The sequence below is a fragment of the Nereida ignava genome, assembly GCF_047114695.1.
GTDB classification, from domain to species: Bacteria; Pseudomonadota; Alphaproteobacteria; order Rhodobacterales; family Rhodobacteraceae; genus Nereida; species Nereida ignava.
The window spans coordinates 564,045-583,676 of the sequence record NZ_CP112885.1 but is presented as its reverse complement, the minus strand read 5'-3'; the positions used below and the strand labels follow the sequence as shown (position 1 = coordinate 583,676).

The window sequence follows — 19,632 nt, the reverse complement described above, 5'->3', positions numbered from 1 at the left end:
GTTCTTAAATATCCAAACCAGAACGGTTTCTCAGGTCCTTCAAGATTTCAGGATTGAGCGGCCAGCAAATTCGGCGGCCTCACCAAGCTGTTCCTCGATGCGGATCAGTTGGTTGTATTTGGCCAACCGGTCAGACCGTGCAAGGCTACCGGTTTTGATCTGACCACAGTTGGTGGCAACTGCCAAATCGGCAATCGTTGCATCTTCGGTCTCGCCCGAACGGTGCGACATCACGTTAGTCATGCCCGCACGGTGCGCCATGTCGACTGCTTTGAGGGTCTCTGTCAGCGTGCCGATCTGGTTCACTTTCACAAGCATCGAGTTGGCAGCCTTACGCTCAATCCCCATTTCAAGGCGCGCAGGATTTGTCACGAAAAGATCATCCCCAACAAGTTGGCATCGACCGCCAAGAAGTTCGTTGAGCGCAATCCAGCCTTCCCAATCATCCTCTGACATACCATCTTCGATCGAGAAAATCGGGTAGTCATCAACCAATGACGCAAGATAAGCGGCATTCTCTGCGGACGTCAGTGTTTTGCCTTCGCCAGCCAACACGTATTTGCCGTCTTTGTAGTACTCAGTTGCCGCACAATCGAGCGCCAGCATGATGTCATCGCCTGCTTTGTAGCCAGCTTTTTCGATAGATTTCAGAATGAAATCAAGCGCATCACGGGTAGAGCTGATGTTGGGGGCAAAGCCGCCTTCATCGCCGATACCAGTTGAAAGGCCCGCGGCAGACAACTCACCCTTCAGTGTGTGAAATACTTCTGAGCCCATGCGCACAGCGTCGCGAATGTTTGTGGCAGACACGGGCATGATCATGAATTCTTGAATGTCGATCGGGTTGTCTGCGTGCTCACCACCGTTGATGATGTTCATCATTGGGACAGGTAAAACGCGCGCTGATGTCCCGCCCACATAGCGATACAGCGGCTGGCCCGTGTAGTCTGCGGCGGCTTTGGCAACTGCCAATGACACACCCAAGATGGCGTTGGCACCAAGGCGTGATTTGTTGGGTGTTCCGTCAAGTTCGATCATCGCTGCGTCGATTTCAACTTGCTCTGTCGCATCAAACCCAAGCAGTTCTTCGGCGATCTCGCCGTTTACGGCCGCAACTGCCTGCAATACGCCTTTTCCCTTGAAGCGAGCTTTATCACCGTCACGCTTTTCAACTGCTTCATGGACACCCGTTGATGCACCAGAAGGCACTGCAGCGCGGCCCATCGTGCCATCTTCCAAGATCACGTCCACTTCCACTGTCGGGTTGCCGCGGCTGTCGATGATTTCGCGGGCGTGGATGTCGATAATTGCACTCATAATAAGGCGCCTTTCAGTATGTCTGGGTTTAGCGTGCCTATACCAAGCACCACTATGGTTTGGAAGTCCGTTTCAAACGCGCTTCACGTAGAAGAGTGTAAATGCCGGATGTAACAATAATTGCGGCACCAATAAGGGTCAGAAGGTCAGGGCGCTCACCAAAGAACGTTGTAGCGATCACCAATGCAAAGATTAGCCGTGTATACCGAAATGGCGTGACATAGCCCACATCGCCCACACGCATGGCGGCGACGATCATATAATAGGCGGCAACGCCAATCACGGTCGAGCCAAGCAAGACTGCCCACTGGACAGCGTCAGGCTGGATCATTCCATCGCTGAAGATCAACATAAGCGCACCTGCAGGGATGAGCATAAAAAACGCATAGGTGCTAAGTTGGAGTGACGTGATTGATTTTGGCACGCGGCGGGTAGCGATATCGCGGGTGGCAAGGCCGATGACGCCCTGCACGGCAAAGAGTGATTTAGCATCAAAGCTTTCTGCGCCAGGGCGAATGATCAAAAGCACACCGCAAAAGCCCACAAAAATAGCCGCCCACCGACGCCAGCCCACTTGTTCTTGCAAAAAGAGCGCGGCCCCAAGCGTGACCACAAGCGGGGTGGCCTGCAGAATGGCAGATGCGGTCGATAGCGGCGTGAGGATGATCGCGGTGACAAAGCCAACCGTGCCGATCAACTCGCCGACATTGCGGATGATAACGGCCGGATGCAGCAGCGCTTGGGTCCAAAGGCGCTGACCTTGTGCCCAAGTCATCACAGCAAACATTGCGCCGCCCAAAAAGCCGAAGATAACAAGCAGTTGCCCCACAGGCAGGGTCCCAGCCAGCGTTTTGATCAGTGCGTCCTCAAGGGCGAAACCAAACATCGCGCCCACCATCAAAAGGGCGCCGCGCAGGTTATCGTTCAGGCGGACGGGTGCGCCGCTGGCCTTGGGGCTGGAAAAGGACATGCTCGCATCCGTTTTGTTGTGGTGTGGTTGAGGCGTGGCGTTGTGCGCGGGCCTCAGGATTGAAAGCCTAGCCCTTTTTGGGAACCCCGTATAGCTCCAAGCGGTGGCCGCGCAGCTCGTATCCAAGTTTTGCCGCGATCTTTTCCTGCAAAGCTTCAATATCGGGGTCCATGAACTCGATCACTTCGCCAGAATTCATATCGATGAGATGGTCGTGGTGACTACGGTCCGCGGTTTCATATCGGGCGCGGCCATCGCCAAAGTCGTGTTTGTCGAGAATCCCCGCTTCCTCAAAAAGTTTCACTGTCCGGTAAACGGTTGCCAGCGAAATCTTCGGGTCTTCCGTCACAGCGCGGTTGAAAAGTTCTTCGACGTCTGGATGATCGTTCGCCTCTTGCAAAACGCCAGCGATGGTGCGGCGTTGGTCGGTCATGCGTAGGCCTTTTGCCTCGCAGCGCTCCAAAACGGTGGTGCCCATCGCCATGTCGTCCTTTTATTCGTGCGGGTCAATGCTTAGCTGTTGTTTGTCTGAGGCAAAAGGGGGCAACGCATTTTTGCGCCGTTAAGATGCTGTTCAAGCGGTCGCTCAAATCAGCTCTGTTACTGGACATGCGTCAAAACGCCCTAGTCTCTTAAGGGTACGTTAATTTTTAATACCAAGGGGAATTGCACCATGGCCGCAAGTAACACGACAAACACCTCCAACCGCCGTATGCGCATCATGGATCGGGCGGAATATGCGAGCAAACCCAAACCGCTAACATTCGGGCCGGATGAATTGGTGAAACCTGCCGTCGCGGCCATGTCCGAGATGAACTATGGCTCAGTGATGGTCATTGACGATGACCGCAAAGTCATTGGTGTCGTGACCGAACGTGACATCATGAAAAAGCTGGTGAACGGCGCGTTGGACCCGTCCAAGACGAAACTGTCAGAAATTATGACCCGTGAGCCGCGCTTGGCCAAAGAAACTGATGATCTGGTGGATTGGCTACGAATTATGTCGAACGAGCGGTTCCGCCGCTTGCCAGTGGTGGATGAGAACGGGCGCATCAAGGCTGTTTTCACCCAAGGCGATTTCGTCAGCTACACGTGGCCGGACCTGATGGGCCAAGCCAAAGAGTTGGCGAAAGCATCTGTTTTCAGAAACTGGCCGCTGTTCCTTATCGGCGGGGGCATCATGCTTTATTCGCTGTTGATGATCATTGTGGTGCGCTCAATCTAAGGTCGCGTTTAGGTGCCGCAAAATGTTGCGGCGACCTTTTCATAAGGCTCAGGGGGGCGGCGCAATGCGTCGTCGCTTTGCGGGTCAAAAGGCATTTGCAGCGCGGTATTGAGGTATTTCATGGGGCTCAAGTCACTGCTTACCGCAGAGGCGATCATGTTCTCTATTTGATGGTTGCGCGGAATAATGACCGGGTTCGCCGCCGCCATCACCTCATGCGCGTTAGGTTCGCGCGCGACACGGTCGGCCCAAGCGCTGTGCCATTCAGGGCGCGCATCAAAACTGTCATCGGTCAGTGCGCGGAAGGTGTTTGTGAAATCGGCGCCCTCTGATTGCATTGCGCTTAGGACCGTTTCAATCAGATCGGCATCCTCGGCCATGGGCGTGGACAGGCCAAGTTTGGCGCCGAACACTTTTAGGTAATCAGCCATAAATATTTCGCCAAAAGTGCCGATCTCGTCTTGGAAGGCCTCAATTGCGGTATCGCGGTTGGGTTCGAGGTTCAGCAACGCGGTGGCAAGTTGCGCACAATTCCATGCGGCCATATTGGGTTGGTTTGAATAGGCGTAGCGGCCGGTTTGATCGATGCTGGAAAAGACCTGCATACCGCGGAAATCATCCATAAATGCACACGGACCGTAATCAATTGTTTGTCCGGCGATGTGGCAATTGTCTGTGTTCATCACCCCGTGGATAAAGCCGACGCCCATCCATTTTGCGACCAGTTCTGATTGTGCCTTCAGGACCGCGCGCAGCAATTCAAGCGGCGTGCCGACGTGCGGGTAATGACGCGCGACGGTGTGTTCAAACAGCACCCGAAGGTTCGTATTATCACCCGTGCTTGCAAAATATTGAAATGTGCCGACTCGGATGTGACTTTTGGCAACACGGCTCAGCACCGCGCCCGGCAACGGCCCTTGTTCGCGCAAAACAGACGCACCGGTTGCAACCGCTGCGAGCGCACGGGTGGTCGGGATACCCAAAGCGTGCATTGCCTCGCTGACAACATATTCGCGCAGCACAGGCCCCAGCCATGCACGTCCGTCGCCGCCGCGCGAAAACATTGTGCGGCCTGCGCCTTTTAACTGGATATCTTGGCGCTGGCCTTCGCGGTCAATGACTTCGCCAAGTAGGATTGCGCGGCCGTCGCCCAAGCGTCCGGCCCAATTACCAAACTGGTGCCCTGCATAAGCCTGAGCAATCGGGTCCGCGCCATCTGGAATTTCATTACCACTGAAAATCTCTGCAATATCAGACGGTTCAACTTTAATGTTAAGGTCATTTGCGAGAGTTTCATTGAAGGCCAACAGCTCAGGCGCTGGTGCTTTTTCAGGCGTCTGCCGCGCATAGAGCGCCTCAGGTAGGCGCGCAAAACTGTTGTCGAAGGGGATGTTAGTTTCGGGTTTCATAGGGTGCGCACCATTGTTTGATAGCCGTCGCGTGCGGCAAAGCCCAAACGCTCATAAAGGCCACGTGCACGGATGTTTGTTTTGCCAACCTCTAGATGAATGGCGGTCACTCCGGCATCGGCAAGTGCACGCGGCAGGCTGACTAACACATCACTGCCCATCCCACGTCCGCGTATGTTTTCGCGGATGAAAAACTCATCGATCATGGCAATGAGGCCGCCAAATTCAACTGACCATGTGAAAGTCACGATGACATAACCCACGGGTGCAACTTTTGGCCCGATCAAATACACGCAGCCAAATGGACTTCCATCAAGAAGCGGTGCGATGGTTTGGCCGATCTGTGCTTCATCCGTGGTGATACCTTCACTTTGATGAAGCGCCGACACCATGGTGATGAGTTTGGGCAGAGCCTCAGGCCCCGCAAGATGTAAAGATGTGCTCACGATGGGGCCTTTGATGGGGTGTGGGGCAGGGTGGCCAATCGCTCGGTCAAAAGCGCGAAGAAGCCATCAGCGTCAAGGTTTTGCATGAAGGTTGCATTGGCTGCGCGTTCGGTAATCCGCCAAAAATCAACAACTGTCATACCAAGGGTCAACTCAGAGCCGGTTTCAACAGTCACGTTCACATGGCGGCCCTCAAAAAGCTGAGGCGCAATGAGATAGGCAATCACGCAGGGGTCATGCAGCGGCGCACCTTCTGTACCGTATTTTTGGGTGTCGAAGCGTTCAAAAAAATCGAGCCACTCGGCGACTGTTGTGCCAAGGGTTGTGCCTAAGGCGCGAAAGGCCTCGATGCGCGGTTTTGTGGCAAGCGCTTTATGGGTGACATCCAGCGGCATCATCGTAATCGGCACGCCAGAACGCAGCACGATGTCCGCGGCCTCAGGGTCTACGAAGATGTTGAACTCTGCCGCTGGCGTGATGTTACCCACTTCAAAATAGGCACCGCCCATAAGCACGATTTCTTGGATGCGTTTCGTGATATCTGGTGCTTGCTGCATGGCTTTCGCGATGTTGGTCAGCGGCCCAAGCGGGCAGAGCGTCACGGTTTTGCTAGGCTCGGCGCGCAAGGTCTCAATGATAAAGTCCACGCCATGCTCAGGGCGAAGCGTCATGGCCGGCTCTGTCATCACAGGGCCGTCCAGCCCCGTGCCGCCATGCACATGTTCGGCTGTAATGAGCGGGCGCGATAGTGGCGCTTCACACCCTGCATAAACGGGTACGTCAGCGCGTCCAGCCAGTTCACACACCACCCGCGTATTTCGTTCTGTCAGGAGCAGTGGGACGTTGCCAGCCACGGCTGTTATCCCCAGCACGTTAATTTCGGGGCTTGCCAGCGCCAGTAAAATCGCGATTGCGTCGTCTTGGCCGGGGTCCGTATCGATGATGATTTTACGGGTCATATTTAAGCACCTTTTGCCGTTTGTGCGCGCAGCGCCACTTTGGCTGCGTTCCACAGGCTGTCCATTTCGTCCAACGTGCTGTCCTCAGGGCTTTTGCCGGCTTTGGCCAGCTCTGCCTCGATCCACGCAAATCTTGTGGTGAATTTGGTGTTGGTGCGCCGAAGAGCCGCCTCTGGGTCAACGCCAAGATGGCGGGCCAGATTTGCCATTACGAACAGCAAATCGCCCATTTCATCTTCAACTGCATCGGCATCTTTATTTGCTGTGGCGTCCACCAGTTCAGCCGCTTCTTCTTTCAGTTTATCCAGCACTTGTGTTGTTTCTGGCCAGTCAAACCCTACACGCGCGGCGCGTTTTTGCAGCTTTTGGGCGCGTAGCAGGGCCGGCAGACCCAAAGCGACCCCGTCCAGAACACCGGCTTCGCCACGCTTTTCGCGCTCGGCGGCCTTGATGGTTTCCCAGTCTTTCTTTTGCTGCTCTGCTGATTTATCGCGGCTTTGATCGCCAAATACATGGGGGTGACGGTCCAGCATTTTTTGCGCAATCGCGTCTGCCACATCGTCAAACGTAAAGTGGCCAGCCTCCGTGCCTATTTGCGTGTGATAGACGGTTTGTAGCAGCAAATCGCCTAGCTCTGACTTCAGATCAGCAACGTCATTGCGCGCGATGGCGTCGGCAACTTCATAAGCCTCCTCAATGGTATAGGGGGCGATGCTGTCAAAAGTTTGCTCTATATCCCACGGGCAGCCCGTATCTGGATCGCGCAAACATTCCATGATGTGCAATAAGCGTTTGATGCCGCCGTTTGGCGTGTGGATCAGCTCATGATTTTGCATTATGCACCTCCTCAAGCGCCTGTTTGGGGCAACATATGCATTCAGCGCCCAGAGTTCCAATGCATTCGGGGCGCAACGTTTGATCAACAGACTTAGCAGGGCCCGCATTCGGCAAAGAGAGGCTGATATGAAGCGAAAAGGAAAAGCGAAAGTGATCTCCAGTATTGTGATTGGCATTGTGGCAAGCATCGTGGTTGCTGCCGCCTACATTCGTTTGGCGCCTGTATCTGTGGCCCGCGCGCCGGTTCCTGCGTCATTGACGGTGGGGGAATATCCCGTCGCGGGGGGGCATTATGCCGTGCGCAAAGTCACGAATGCCGAGGCCGCATTGGCTGAGATTACGTCTGCACTGTCGGCCCTCCCGCGCACGCGCAAAGTTGCGGATGCACCGGCGACATTTGTGACCCGAAGCGCGCTTTGGGCGTTTCCGGATGTGACGCGTGTTTGGATTGAGGGCGACACAGTGCATATCGCAGGGCATTTGATTTACGGCAAATCTGATCTGGGCGTGAATAAAGCGCGGATCACGGCGGTCTTGGAACGCGCGGGCCTCTAAAAGCTTGCGCGCCGTTCTGGCATTGGGCACATAGGGCGCATGATCCCAGCTGATACCCTCGCGCAAATTTTGCAACGCCACGAATACCTTGAAGCCGCCATGTCTGAGGCGGGCGCAGATATTGCGACTTTGTCCAAAGAATACTCTGATCTTGGTCCCGTTGTGGCACAGATCAACGCCTACCAACAGCTTTTGCAGAACTTAAGTGACGCAGAAGAGATGATGTCTGACCCAGAAATGCGTGAGCTTGCAGAGATGGAATTGCCGGACCTGCGGGCGGCTGTCCCAGATGCGGAGCGTGACTTACAACTTGCGCTCTTGCCTAAAGATGCGGCCGATGCGCGGCCAGCAATGATCGAAATCCGTCCGGGAACAGGTGGCGACGAGGCTGCACTTTTCGCAGGTGATTTGTTGCGCATGTATCAACGCTACAGCGAGGCACAGGGCTGGAAATTCGAAATCATCGAGCATCAGGAAACTGAACTGGGCGGCATTAAGGAAGTGACTGCACACGTGCAGGGCACGGGTGTTTTTGCAAAATTGAAGTACGAAAGCGGCGTGCACCGCGTGCAACGTGTTCCGACAACTGAAAGCGGCGGGCGTATTCATACCTCTGCGGCAACGGTGGCCGTATTGCCCGAGGCCGAGGATGTAGACGTACAAATTGATGCAGGCGATCTGCGCATTGATACGATGCGGGCCAGTGGCTCAGGCGGACAGCACGTTAACACAACCGACTCTGCCGTGCGGATTTTGCACATTCCCACGGGCATCATCGTGGTGAGTTCGGAAAAATCGCAGCACCGTAACCGCGAAATCGCGATGCAGGTTTTGAAAACACGCCTCTATGATATGGAGCGCCAGCGGGTCGATGATGCACGCTCCGCTGACCGCAAAAGCCAAGTTGGCAGTGGTGACCGGTCCGAGCGCATTCGTACTTATAATTTCCCGCAAGGTCGTATGACAGATCACCGGATCAATCTGACGCTTTACAAGTTGGACGCAATTATGGGCGGCGATCTGACCGAGACCATTGACGCGCTGACTGCTGAAGCACAGGCAAATCTTCTGGCCGAGATGAACGGATGAGCACGCCCGCAACGGTGCAATCTGCTTTGATGGCAGCAATTGTGCGGTTGCGTGAAGCGGGTGTTGCTGAGCCTGCACCTGATGCGCGCCGCCTAATGGCCCACGCACTGGGCATCGCTGCATCGCGCCTTACACTTCACAGCCATGATACAATTTCCGCGCAGGCGGCGGTCACTTTTGAAGCCTACGTCGATGCGCGATTGGGCCATCAACCTGTGGCACAAATCATCGGTCGACGTGCATTTTATGGCCGCGAGTTTATTGTGACCAAAGATGTGCTCGACCCGCGCCCTGATACTGAAACGCTTATTGAGCGGGCGTTATCTGCGCCTTATTCAAAAGTTCTTGATCTTGGCACAGGGTCGGGGAGCATTCTTGTCACTTTGCTTGCTGAAAATCCGGCGGCGACGGGCGAGGGGGCCGATCTTTCAGCGGCCGCTTTGGCTGTTGCAGAGCAAAATGCCATCGCCTGCGGTGTGGCGGACCGTGCCGCATTTTACCGCTCGGACTGGTTGGGTGGGGCGAGCGGCCCGTATGATCTGATCGTTTCAAATCCGCCTTATATTGCCGAAGATGCAATGGCAGGACTTGCCCGTGATGTGCGCGAGTGGGAGCCGCATATGGCGCTGACACCTGGCGCCGATGGGCTGAAGGTTTATCGCGTTCTGGCGGCTGATGCGGCGCAATTTTTGACAGCAGATGGGCGTATCATTGTCGAAATTGGCGCAGGGCAGGGGCCAGATGTGGTTGCGCTGTTTGAACAGGCGTTATGGGCAAATGTCGGCTTGTTTAAGGATATTAACGGCAAAGACCGTGTTGTGTGTGGTCAAAAGTCACCAGCACAGGTGATTTAAGGCATTAAATACATAAAATTTGTGTCTTTTGGCTTGCGACTGCCTGCGCCAAGTGCTTTTGTCTACCCAGCGACGGGATTGGAACCAGTTCAATCATCGCTGTTAAGCTGACACTGCGAGTATTGGAAGCCGCGACGCGCTTCTTTACGCATGTATCACGTATAAAAATGGACTGCGCCGATGTGAGGCGCCACTAAACGGGCCATCGATACCTTATGAGATCATCTAAAAACCGCTCGCGGAACAAAAGCCGCAACACTAATCGCCCGTCCGGTGGCAACGTCATTAACCGTGTTTTTGACAGCTCTGGTCCCGAAGGCAAAGTGCGCGGCACGCCTCAGCAAATCATTGATAAATACACGCAACTTGCTCGCGATGCACAGCTTTCCGGTGACCGCGTTGCCGTCGAAGCGTTTCAGCAGCACGCCGAACACTACTTGCGTATCCTTGGCGAAGCGCAGCGTGAAGTTGAGGCAAAGCGCGAAGAGCAAGAGCGCCTGAACCGTGAGCGTCAAGAGCAACGCGACCGTGAACGCCAAGAGCGCGCCGAGCGTCAGGAACGTGAAGGCGGCCCCGTTGAGGCATCGGAAGATGCCAGTGAGGCACCCGCTGAGCAAAATACGGATACAGATGCGCCAACTTCTGAAGATGCACCGGCTGAGCGCCCTAAGCGTATCCGCCGTCCGCGCAAGCCTCGTGTTGCGAAAACAGATGAAAATGGGTCTGCAGAGGCAGCTTCAGAGACTGCTTCAGCTCCGTCAGAGGCCCCTGCGGCTGAGCAAACGCCCGATACATCCGCAGCTGAATAAGCTTTTAAGCGTTTAGAGACTGCGCTGAATGCGGCCAAGCTGCGCTTAGCATCACGTCCACTCAACCAGCAGCTACGGCGCGGGCAAGAGCACAGAATTGTTCCAGCCCAACTGTTTCAGCGCGCTCGGTTGGTTTGATACCTGCTGCAATAAGGCGGTCCTCGATATCGGGCGCCACGCCTTTGAGTGATGCGCGCAGCATTTTGCGGCGTTGGTTAAATCCTGCCGCCACAACCCGTGATAACACTTTGGCATCCGCCTCAAACCGTGGTTTGGGAAGGGCTGTCAAATGCACCACTGCTGAATGCACTTTTGGTGCGGGTGTGAACGCCTCTGGTGGAAGTGACATCGCGATGCGCGTATCTGCGCGCCACTGGGCCAAAACGGCCAGTCGTCCGTAGGCTTTGCTGCCCGGTTCCGCAACGATACGCATGGCGACTTCGCGCTGGAACATCAACGTGAGGCTGCTCCAGAACGGTGGCCATTCAGGTGGGGTTAACCACCGAACCAACAACTCTGTACCCACGTTATAAGGAAGATTTGCCGCAATTCTGATGGGCGGCGTCAGGTGCTCAAGCGGGTTCACGTCAAGCGCGTCACCGATGACATAGGACAGCCGGTCGGGGTAGGCGGCGCTGATTTGATCCAGTACGGGACCACAGCGGGGATCTTTTTCAATTGCCAAAACGCGGCGCGCCCCTTCGGCAAGCAACCCACGGGTCAAGCCGCCGGGACCAGGTCCGATTTCAAGAACGTCGCAATCTGTCAGTGAGCCTGCCTGCCGCGCGATTTTTGCTGTCAGGTTCAAATCCAACAAAAAGTTCTGCCCAAGGGATTTCTTGGCAGACAGTTGGTTTTCCGCAATCACATCTGCAAGCGGGGGAAGGGTATCTATCTGGGCCATTAGCTATTTTTCTGTTGTAGCGGGCGCGGCATTGCCCGTTTTTGCGTCGGCCATTTTGCGTGCCATGTTCAGGGCGGCGATAAGACTATCGGCATCTGCAACTCCTTGGCCCGCAATGTCAAAAGCGGTGCCATGATCAGGTGAGGTTCTGATGAAAGGCAACCCAAGGGTGACGTTGACGCCGCCCGAAAAATCAAGCGTCTTGATCGGGATAAGTGCTTGGTCGTGATACATGCACACCGCCACATCATAGTTTTTGCGTGCGGCTGCGTGAAACATCGTGTCGGCCGACAAAGGCCCCGTGATGTTCATACCCTCACGGCGCAAGGCATCTAGCACAGGGGTGATCATGTCGATTTCCTCGCGCCCCATGGCACCACCTTCGCCCGCGTGGGGGTTAAGGCCTGCGACCGCAATCCGCGGGGCGTCTATGCCAAGGTCACGCCTTAGCGCGCGGTGGGTGATCAACAACGTGTCCGTTAACCGCGCTGCGGTCAGCTGGGTCGGGACGTCCTCAAGGGGGATATGAATGGTGACAGGCACAACGCGCAGTGCGTCGCACGCCAGCATCATGACGACCTGATCGACGCCCGCCAATGCTGCGAGATATTCTGTGTGACCCGGGTAGGCAAAATCTGCGCCGTCTTTAAGCGCTTTTTTGTTGATGGGCCCTGTGCATAACGCGCTGGCTTCACCCGATTGCACCAAGGACACACCACGCGCGATGGCTTCGATAACGCCGGCTGCATTTCTGCGGTCTGGCTGTCCAGCGATGTTTTCGGCCGGAAAAGTAATCGGCAGAACAGGTAGCGCTTCGGCACTTACGTGCACTGCGTCTTGGGGGGTATGTATCTCGCGGATGGGAGTGCCGACCGGTATGTGTCGTGGGTCACCTAGGTAGAAAAACGGCTGTCGGCCCCGCAAGCGGTCCCATGCCTTGGCGGCAATCTCGGGGCCAATGCCAGCGGGTTCACCGCAACTAAGCGCGATTGGGGCTTTTTGCTGTGTGGTTTGGGTCATTGCCTATTGGTCGGTGATGATCGCATCTGCGCGTAGTTCGGCCAAGAAGCCCTCGGCCAACCGCTCAACACGTTCGTTCAAAAGTGAGGTGCGGATGGCACCACGGTCTATGTCCTCGCCAAGTTGGGGTGTGCGACCACACAGCATCAAAAACACCAAGGTATCGCCACCAGCGCGCGTTAGCGCAGTTGAAACTTCGTTGTCGTCCAGTTTGGCTAGCTCAAGCGCGATGTCGTTGGGGATATCTGAAGGTGCCAGCGCACCGCGGTCCAAGACGCGCGCAGGTTGGCCTTGGGCAACGCCGTATAGATCATCGCATGTATCGACGCTGGCACGGATTTCTGCGGCGCGTTTGAGCCCCGCTTCAGAGCGCCCGCCAGCGATGTAATAGGCCGCATAGTCGATTGCTGCGGGGGCGGGGCTTGGTGCGCTTGTTTCTTCAATGCCGCGCAGTTGAAACAGCACAACTGCTTCACCGGATGAAATGGGCTGTGTGACCGCACCACGCTGCAGGGACAAAAAGCGCTGTGCGATGGCTGGAGGAAAGTCCGACAAGGCGCGCCAATTCAGCCGGCCACTGTTTTCGCGGCTGTTGGACAACGAATACTGTCGTGCAAGCGCTGCAAATTGTGCGATTGATTGAACTTGTGCGATTTCTTCCGCCCGCGCGCGGGTTTCATCGGCGACTTCTGGTAAATTCGCCAACACGATCTCGGACAGCAGAACCCGTACGCCACCTGCTTGGTTGGCTGAAGACAGGGCGATGCGGCGCTCGATCTCGGTGTCGCTGACTGCGGCGCGGGGCGCAAAGCGTGCCCGAACAAACTCGCGCCAACCGATGCCCACTTCGACGAAACTGCGAAATGATTGCTGGTCTACGCCGTCTTGGGCAATAGCGGTGATGAATTGTTCAAGTGTGAGCCCACCGCGACCTGCAAATTCTGCCATCCCTTCCAGAACTTGCTCGCGGTTTGGAGTTATCCCCGCTGATGCAAGCGCGTCTTGCTTGAGCCGGTCATCAATGAGTTGCTCGCGTGCCAAGTCTGCAGGGTTGCCCGGCGCATTGAGTACCTGCAAAAAACGTGCCCGTTGATCCAACTCGTAGCCGGTGATGACGCGGTCATTCACTTTGATCGCCGGCGCAAATTGATTTTGCGCCAGTGCGGCTGAGGAACAGATAACAAAAGCAAAAGCCACCTGTGAGGCGCTCTTGGCGAAACGGGAAAACGATTTGATCATTGTGCTGCTGGCCTCAATTACACCGGTGCGATTTTTCCATTGTGCCACGAGAGCGGCCCGTGCTGAACCCTTTAAGTGACACGGTCAGGTCGAAATCGGTTGTGGGATCTAAATTTGTTGATGAGGTAAAGCGCCGTGAGACTGCGGCACCGACAACAATGCATTCATTTTCGTAACTCACGCCAAAACCGGCGCGCGCTGCGGTACCTTCGTTGAAGTCATAGCGCAGATCACCCTGGGCTGACCAATAGCGGTCAAAGTGGTAGCTGCCGTCTAATGTCAGTTCTGCAAAATCTGTGTTCGGTAGGTCTGTGTCCGCTTGGGACCAGTAATAACTGCTGGCCAAACGCCAATCCGTGGTTTGATACGACAGGCGCAGATCATTGCCTTGAAATGTCAGATCGTCTTGCACGACAGCGCGGTTGGTCAGTGTCAGCGCATCGTTGAATTTGACTTGTGCTGCCAGCAGCCAGTCTGAGCTACGGTTTACCAGCCCTGTTGTCGCAGCGAAATCATCATCTGTATCCGCACGGAAACTTTTGCCAGCACTAAGTGCGTAATGCCAGCCATCCTTTCCTGTGCGCGCGTAATTCAAGCCAACCGTTGTGCGTAAACCCGTTTCAACTGCGTCGTGCCCGCTGAAACGGCTAAAAGACAGCAGATTACCTTCGTCGAATTCTGAGCGTGTGCTGTCTTCGTTGCGCGGCGTGTCACCCAAAGTGTCTGCCCATGAAAGTTGTAGAATTGGCTCAAGGATATGCGTCGCTTGGTCCGTATTTTTCGCAAGCGGATACCGCAGGGTGATTGAACTTGCAGGTGTTGCGCGGCTTAGGGTGTCAGCCTCACCAAGATCGTCTCCTGAGGTGTAGACATCCGCGCCAATGCGTGCATCAAAATCAATCGCAAGGCCGGCCATGAACCAGCCTTTTTGATAGAGGGCAGCAGCGCTGAGACGTGTGACGTCGCGGCCAGCGGGGGCAAAACTAAACGGCGTTGCACCTGAGTGAACCGCAGCGTCGGTGCCCGAAAATCTTTGATGTGCGTGAATGTCGCCGCTGAGATCAAGCGTGCCACCGCGAACATTTAGGCGCTTTGTATAGCGCAGATCGCCAACAAGGGGCGGAAGGGTTGAGGTTTGCTCGCCTGAGCGAAGTGATTTGAAGTACGTCAATGTTGCATCAAACGCATCTTTAGCGCGCACCCGCTCAAGGCTGATGGCGCTGTCGAGGCGGTCTTTTGCATTATAGCCGTAGTCGATCAAATATGTGTCGTCGGATGTTTGTTCGATATCAAAACTGAGCGTGTAATCCCGACCTAAGTCAAATGATCCGTCCGCAAAAAGATAGCTGCGTTGCCCGGGTACAAGATCATCGTCGGTCAGCGCACCGCGCACGTTCAGATTACCACTGGCAAAGGCTTGTCGGTAACGAAACTCGATTGTTGCGGTGGATGACGAAAAATAGGGGGTCAGCGTCAGGTCTTTGTCGTCCCCGATCGGTATAAAATACGGCAGCTTCAGGCCGGTTCCAAGCTGGCTGTTCGTGCGCAGGCTTGGCACCAAAAAGCCAGCAGCCCGCTCAAGCGTTGGATCAGGCAGGCGAAGTTTGGGCAGATAGAACACGGGGATATCCAACACGCGCAACTGAACGCTGTCGAAGTAGAGTTGTCGCGCGCCTTGATCGTGCACAATTTCTTTGGCCCGCAATTGCCAAAGGGGCAGGTCATCTGCTCCGCAAACGTGGCAGCTGGTGACTGCAACTTTGTAAAGCTGAGTGTAACGGCCGCTTACGCGGTTCACTTCGGTCGCTGCAAGCTGCAGCTGTTCGGCCAGAACCACCCGCGCGCTTTCCAGTACACCGTCACGCAAATCCTGACTGATTTGCGCCTCGTCTGCCACAACGATTGTGTCGCCGTCGACCAAGGTCAGCGGTCCTTCAATGCGCAATTTGTCAGTGGCTTGATCGTAAACTACCCGCGATGCCTTCAGGCGCGTTGAGCCGAAAAGGACTTCAACGGCCCCCGATGCGACCAGACGATTTGCGCCGTCAAAACTGATGGTGTCGGCAACTAATGTTGCGTTTTGTGCTGCGGCAGGGCCCAGAGTAGAGAGCAAAATGCCTGCGGATAGGCTCAAAACACGCAACATCATCCGTCCTCCAAATGAAGCAGCATCGCAATTGCCAAACAGATCGCAGCAATTGGGGGTGCCCATGCGGCAAGGATAATCGGGATTTGACCGTTTTCACCAAGCACCTGCGCCAAGTTGCGCAAAAAGAACGCACCAAAACCCATCATGATTGCATAGAGCACCATCTGACCGGTCTTGCCAAAACGCACATGGCGCATGGTGAACACGGCCCCAATAAGGACCATTGCGATCAAAAATAGCGGAAGCGCCAACTCCATATGATACCAGATCCTGTAGGATAGCGCCGAAAAGCCAGCGGTTTCGAGATCTGCGATGAAGCGCGGCAGCGCCCAGATTGGAACAGCACTTGGGGTGCCGAAACTATCTTGAATTCGGTCCCGCGTGAGGTCCGTAGGAATGGTTAACATTTCTGCAGTGATCGCGGTGCGTTCGGGGTTAGGGTCGTTTAAGCGCCAAGTCTTTGCATCCCGCAACCGCCAAGCCCCGTAGGTCAAAACCGCTTCAACTGCATTGACCCGCGTAATGGGCAGGCCGTCCTCGGAATAAGCCAAGAACATCGCATTAACCAACCGCGTGCCGTCGGCACTTGATTGCTGTGCGTGGATCACGGTTTGCCCGCGCAAATCGCCCTGACGTAGCCAGAGCCCTTCGTCTGAAACAGATAGAACTGAGGCCGCGCCGTCTGTGTAGCGCGCAGCGTTCTCCTCGTATTGTTTGGAGGTTGCAGCAACCAGTGGGTTCAGGACGCTCACGGAGAGCGCACCTAGCCCCGCGGCTACGACGATCGGTGCAAGAAGTGACAGCAACGCACTTCGCCCCGCCGCCCGTGTGATCACCAGCTCAGATGTACGCGCAAGGCCTAGAAACAGCGTCAGTGTGGCGATGATCGTGATGAGCGGCAAAATGGTGTAGAGACCCGATGGCACGTTTAAAGCGGCCAGCCCAAGGATGCCTGCAAAAGACACATCCGCATCGCTGAAACGGCGAACCTGTTCGAGCACATCAATCAACAGCAGGACTGCAAAGAAAATAGCGCCAACCACCAAAAAACTGCGCAGGAATTTTATTGCAAAGTATAGGTGCAGCGTCATGTGGTGATCTCCCGCGTGCGGCGGCGCAGCAGGCTGGGGCGAGCCGATAGCCACAAAAGGGCGATTGCAACCAAGGTGCCCCCGAAGGCTGGAACATACATCAGTGGCCAGAGGTTTGCCTCTTCCAGTACTTTTGCGGTGACAATGTTCTCGCCGAGTTTGGTCAAGATCAATGCGATGGTCGCCCATACGACGCGGGGCCAGATGCCAAACCTGCTGAAGCTGCCCACCATCAAGAACGCAAATCCCATCAGCGCCGAGACTGGGGCCAAAAGGGGGCGCGCAAACCGCAGGTGGGCTTCCGTGATCAACGTGGCGCGCGATGCGCCTGTTTCGTCTTGCACTGCAGGTGTCGCCGCGAGCAGCTCTGCTGTGCTTAACTCATCCACTTTGCGTTTACCTGTTGGAGCCGATGAAATCAGCCCGCCGATATCGTAAGCGAAATCAGCAAAAGTGGTGATCGATATCTGATTGGTTGAGGCGCGGCGAGTTTGCGCTTGGCCATCGAACATCACCAATTTTGCACCGCTTTCCCCCCGCACTAAAAGCGCTGATTTGGCGGTGTAGGTCACGCTGCGTTCCGGGTTTCGCGCATCTGATAGAAACAAACCAACCAGTTCGCCACGCTCTGTGATGTCACTAATGAATAGCGTCACATCTTTTGCTGGGTGTTGGAATCGTCCCGTACTAAGCAGTTTGGCGGTGATGTTCTGCGACACTTCCGCGGTCCGATCCAAGAGCCGTGCGGTGCTCATGGGCATCAAAACATGCGACAGCAGTGACATCAAAACCGCCACGACCATCCCGAACACCAAAACGGGTCGCGCAAGCCTGAAGCCGGAGTAGCCAGTGGCTTGAACCACCACCAACTCGCTCTCTTGGCTCATTCGGTTTGTCACATAGACCGCCGCAGCAAAGCACGCGATGGGCAGAACTGCGGCGATTGCTACGGGTAGGGTCAGTGCGGAAAATTCAAGGAACACCAACGCAGTTTGCCCGTCACCGATGAGTTGGTCGAACAAGCGCACAGCGCGGTTGACCCAAAGCACAAGCACCAAAACAAGGCTGAAAAACCCGAAAAGCACCATAAGTTGGGACAGCATGTAGCGGTCAAACCGGGGCATTGGCGCGCACGAGGCTCCTGATCTTGATGTGGGTGTCGGCAGACTGTTGCTGCACACTAGCCCATGCACACGGCAGGCGAAACTCGTTTCTGGTCAATCCTATGTCTGCACGCTAGCTATAGCCAAAGGTCGGCGTGAATGCCGCATGAGTTTAAAGGGACACCAGCCATGACTGATTTGATTACCGTCACCGCATCTGAAACCAATCTAGACGCGATAGCCGCACACACCGGCCGCGTCGTCATTTTTGTGGATGCAGAAGGCAAGCTTGATCAGGCGGGGCGCCGCGTGAACCGGCTCAGCAAAGGGGCTGTTGAACGGTTTGTGGGCTCGGACGCGTTTTCTGACATGAAACCGGCGGACACTACGGATTTGGCATGGCCCGCAGGTATGGCCGCAAGTGCGGTGCAAATCATCAAGCTGGACCGCCGTGCGGATGCACCTACGGCGCGCAAAGCGGGTGTGCAGGTTGGCAAAGCAATTGGTGCAGGTGATGTTTTGGTCATGGCGGGAAGTGCCAAGCACGCAGATCAGATCACGCTTGGTGCGCTGCTGCGCGCATATCAGTTTCAGGATCATAAAACCGCAGAACCTAAAACTTTTGGCGCTTTGAACGTTATGGCGAACAAGCCAGAAACCCTTGATGGTCAGTTGGCTGAGTTGCGTGCGATTGCCGAGGGTGTGTTTTTCACCCGCGATCTGGTGACAGAGCCTGCGAATATTCTGACAACAACAGAATTTGCCGACCGTCTTGCCGCGCTAACGGCCCTTGGCCTTGAAGTTGAAGTGCTTGAAGAAGACGCCCTTGAAGAGTTGGGCATGCGCACCCTGTTGAGTGTTGGCCAAGGTAGTGCATCGCCGTCCAAAGTGGTTGTGATGAAGTGGAACGGCGGCGGTGATGAAGCGCCCTTCGCGCTTGTTGGTAAGGGGGTTGTGTTCGACACGGGCGGCATCAGCCTAAAGCCTGCTGGCGGCATGGAAGACATGACGATGGACATGGGCGGCGCGGGCGTCGTGGCAGGCGTGATGAAAACGCTGGCCATGCGTGGGGCCAAAGCGAATGTGGTGGGGCTGATCGGGCTGGTGGAAAACATGCCAAGCTCAACAGCTACGCGCCCGGGTGATGTTGTGCGCTCCATGAAAGGCGACACAGTTGAGATCATCAATACTGATGCCGAAGGGCGCCTCGTTCTGGCGGATGTGCTTTGGTATGCTCAAGAGCGTTTCAAGCCAACGGGCGTGATCAACTTGGCGACCCTAACCGGTGCCATCATAGTGGGCCTTGGCCATGACAACGCAGGTGTGTTTTCAAACGACGACACGCTTTGTGCAGACTTCTTGGCTGCCGCAGGGCTTGAGGGTGAAGGGGCATGGCGCATGCCGATGGGCCCCGAGTATGACGCTCAGATTAAAAGTGCTGTTGCTGATATGAAAAACGTAGGCACACGTGCGGCAGGTAGCATCACTGCGGCGCAATTTCTGCAACGTTTTATCCACGACGGCATGCCCTGGATTCACCTCGATATTGCTGGTGTGGCAAGTGTGAAGGCGGATACGGCTCATGCGCCCAAAGGGGCAACGGGGTGGGGCGTGATGGCCCTGAACCGTTTGATTGCAGATACTTACGAAGCATAA

General features: G+C 55.5%; 19 protein-coding genes. 6 read left to right on the top strand and 13 right to left on the bottom strand.

Annotated features, from left to right (window positions below; all coding sequences use genetic code 11):
- Positions 1 to 39: 39 nt before the first annotated feature.
- The 3 genes from eno to OLX08_RS02795 form a co-directional block, all read right to left on the bottom strand.
- Positions 40 to 1,317: a phosphopyruvate hydratase gene (gene eno / locus OLX08_RS02805; RefSeq protein ID WP_391482356.1), complete on the bottom strand. Its 1,278-nt coding sequence runs from the start codon at positions 1,315 to 1,317 to the stop codon at positions 40 to 42.
- A 52-nt stretch (positions 1,318 to 1,369) separates the two neighbouring features.
- The gene (locus OLX08_RS02800) at positions 1,370 to 2,287 is read right to left on the bottom strand and encodes a DMT family transporter (protein ID WP_391482355.1); all 918 of its coding nucleotides are present in this window, start codon (positions 2,285 to 2,287) and stop codon (positions 1,370 to 1,372) included.
- A 67-nt stretch (positions 2,288 to 2,354) separates the two neighbouring features.
- Positions 2,355 to 2,765 carry a Fur family transcriptional regulator gene (locus tag OLX08_RS02795; protein ID WP_391482353.1) on the bottom strand — a complete coding sequence of 137 codons (411 nt, stop codon included), beginning with the start codon at positions 2,763 to 2,765 and terminating at the stop codon, positions 2,355 to 2,357.
- Positions 2,766 to 2,960: 195 nt separating this feature from the next.
- On the opposite strand from OLX08_RS02795, the gene OLX08_RS02790 reads away from it, so the two are divergent.
- Positions 2,961 to 3,512 carry a CBS domain-containing protein gene (locus tag OLX08_RS02790; protein ID WP_391482352.1) on the top strand — a complete coding sequence of 184 codons (552 nt, stop codon included), beginning with the start codon at positions 2,961 to 2,963 and terminating at the stop codon, positions 3,510 to 3,512.
- Positions 3,513 to 3,520: 8 nt separating this feature from the next.
- Here OLX08_RS02790 and OLX08_RS02785 read toward each other — a convergent pair whose 3' ends face one another.
- The 4 genes from OLX08_RS02785 to mazG are packed head-to-tail and all read right to left on the bottom strand — an operon-like array spanning position 3,521 to position 7,162.
- A complete protein-coding gene (locus tag OLX08_RS02785) occupies positions 3,521 to 4,921 on the bottom strand; it encodes a protein adenylyltransferase SelO (RefSeq protein ID WP_391482350.1) in 1,401 nt (466 codons plus the stop codon).
- Positions 4,918 to 5,367 (bottom strand): GNAT family N-acetyltransferase, encoded by a 450-nt coding sequence (locus tag OLX08_RS02780; RefSeq protein WP_391482348.1) that lies wholly within the window; start codon positions 5,365 to 5,367, stop codon positions 4,918 to 4,920. Before OLX08_RS02780 ends, OLX08_RS02785 begins: the two co-directional genes overlap by 4 nt.
- Positions 5,364 to 6,326, bottom strand: coding sequence for a nucleoside hydrolase (locus OLX08_RS02775; protein WP_391482347.1), 963 nt, complete (start codon positions 6,324 to 6,326; stop codon positions 5,364 to 5,366). Before OLX08_RS02775 ends, OLX08_RS02780 begins: the two co-directional genes overlap by 4 nt.
- Before the next feature lie 2 nt (positions 6,327 to 6,328).
- Complete coding sequence (gene mazG, locus OLX08_RS02770; RefSeq protein ID WP_391482346.1) at positions 6,329 to 7,162, bottom strand: nucleoside triphosphate pyrophosphohydrolase; 834 nt, start codon at positions 7,160 to 7,162, stop codon at positions 6,329 to 6,331.
- A 127-nt stretch (positions 7,163 to 7,289) separates the two neighbouring features.
- On the opposite strand from mazG, the gene OLX08_RS02765 reads away from it, so the two are divergent.
- The 4 genes from OLX08_RS02765 (at position 7,290) to OLX08_RS02750 (ending at position 10,470) form a co-directional block, all read left to right on the top strand.
- Positions 7,290 to 7,718: a DUF1499 domain-containing protein gene (locus tag OLX08_RS02765; RefSeq protein ID WP_391482344.1), complete on the top strand. Its 429-nt coding sequence runs from the start codon at positions 7,290 to 7,292 to the stop codon at positions 7,716 to 7,718.
- 39 nt (positions 7,719 to 7,757) lie between these two features.
- On the top strand, positions 7,758 to 8,807 hold the full coding sequence (gene prfA, locus OLX08_RS02760) for a peptide chain release factor 1 (RefSeq protein ID WP_391482343.1): 1,050 nt from the start codon (positions 7,758 to 7,760) through the stop codon (positions 8,805 to 8,807).
- Entirely contained in the window at positions 8,804 to 9,661 is an 858-nt protein-coding gene (gene prmC, locus OLX08_RS02755; RefSeq protein WP_391482341.1) for a peptide chain release factor N(5)-glutamine methyltransferase, read from the top strand. The genes prfA and prmC overlap by 4 nt, the downstream gene beginning before the upstream one ends.
- Positions 9,662 to 9,876: 215 nt before the next feature.
- Positions 9,877 to 10,470: a DUF4167 domain-containing protein gene (locus tag OLX08_RS02750; RefSeq protein ID WP_391482339.1), complete on the top strand. Its 594-nt coding sequence runs from the start codon at positions 9,877 to 9,879 to the stop codon at positions 10,468 to 10,470.
- A gap of 61 nt (positions 10,471 to 10,531) precedes the next feature.
- On the opposite strand, the gene rsmA is transcribed toward OLX08_RS02750, so the two are convergent.
- From rsmA to lptF, 6 genes are read right to left on the bottom strand one after another with little or no spacing between them, the layout of a single operon-like run.
- Positions 10,532 to 11,374, bottom strand: coding sequence for a 16S rRNA (adenine(1518)-N(6)/adenine(1519)-N(6))-dimethyltransferase RsmA (gene rsmA / locus OLX08_RS02745; protein ID WP_048598103.1), 843 nt, complete (start codon positions 11,372 to 11,374; stop codon positions 10,532 to 10,534).
- Between the two features lie 3 nt (positions 11,375 to 11,377).
- Positions 11,378 to 12,394, bottom strand: coding sequence for a 4-hydroxythreonine-4-phosphate dehydrogenase PdxA (gene pdxA, locus OLX08_RS02740; protein WP_391482337.1), 1,017 nt, complete (start codon positions 12,392 to 12,394; stop codon positions 11,378 to 11,380).
- 3 nt (positions 12,395 to 12,397) lie between these two features.
- Positions 12,398 to 13,681 (bottom strand): peptidylprolyl isomerase, encoded by a 1,284-nt coding sequence (locus tag OLX08_RS02735; RefSeq protein WP_391482336.1) that lies wholly within the window; start codon positions 13,679 to 13,681, stop codon positions 12,398 to 12,400.
- A complete protein-coding gene (locus OLX08_RS02730; RefSeq protein WP_391482335.1) occupies positions 13,647 to 15,782 on the bottom strand; it encodes an LPS-assembly protein LptD in 2,136 nt (711 codons plus the stop codon). Before OLX08_RS02730 ends, OLX08_RS02735 begins: the two co-directional genes overlap by 35 nt.
- Entirely contained in the window at positions 15,779 to 16,873 is a 1,095-nt protein-coding gene (lptG, locus tag OLX08_RS02725) for an LPS export ABC transporter permease LptG (RefSeq protein WP_391482333.1), read from the bottom strand. Before lptG ends, OLX08_RS02730 begins: the two co-directional genes overlap by 4 nt.
- A complete protein-coding gene (lptF, locus tag OLX08_RS02720) occupies positions 16,870 to 17,997 on the bottom strand; it encodes an LPS export ABC transporter permease LptF (protein ID WP_391482332.1) in 1,128 nt (375 codons plus the stop codon). The genes lptG and lptF overlap by 4 nt, the downstream gene beginning before the upstream one ends.
- A 168-nt stretch (positions 17,998 to 18,165) precedes the next feature.
- Between lptF and OLX08_RS02715 the strand changes: the two genes are divergently transcribed.
- Positions 18,166 to 19,632, top strand: a complete 1,467-nt coding sequence (locus OLX08_RS02715) for a leucyl aminopeptidase (protein ID WP_391482330.1) — start codon at positions 18,166 to 18,168, stop codon at positions 19,630 to 19,632.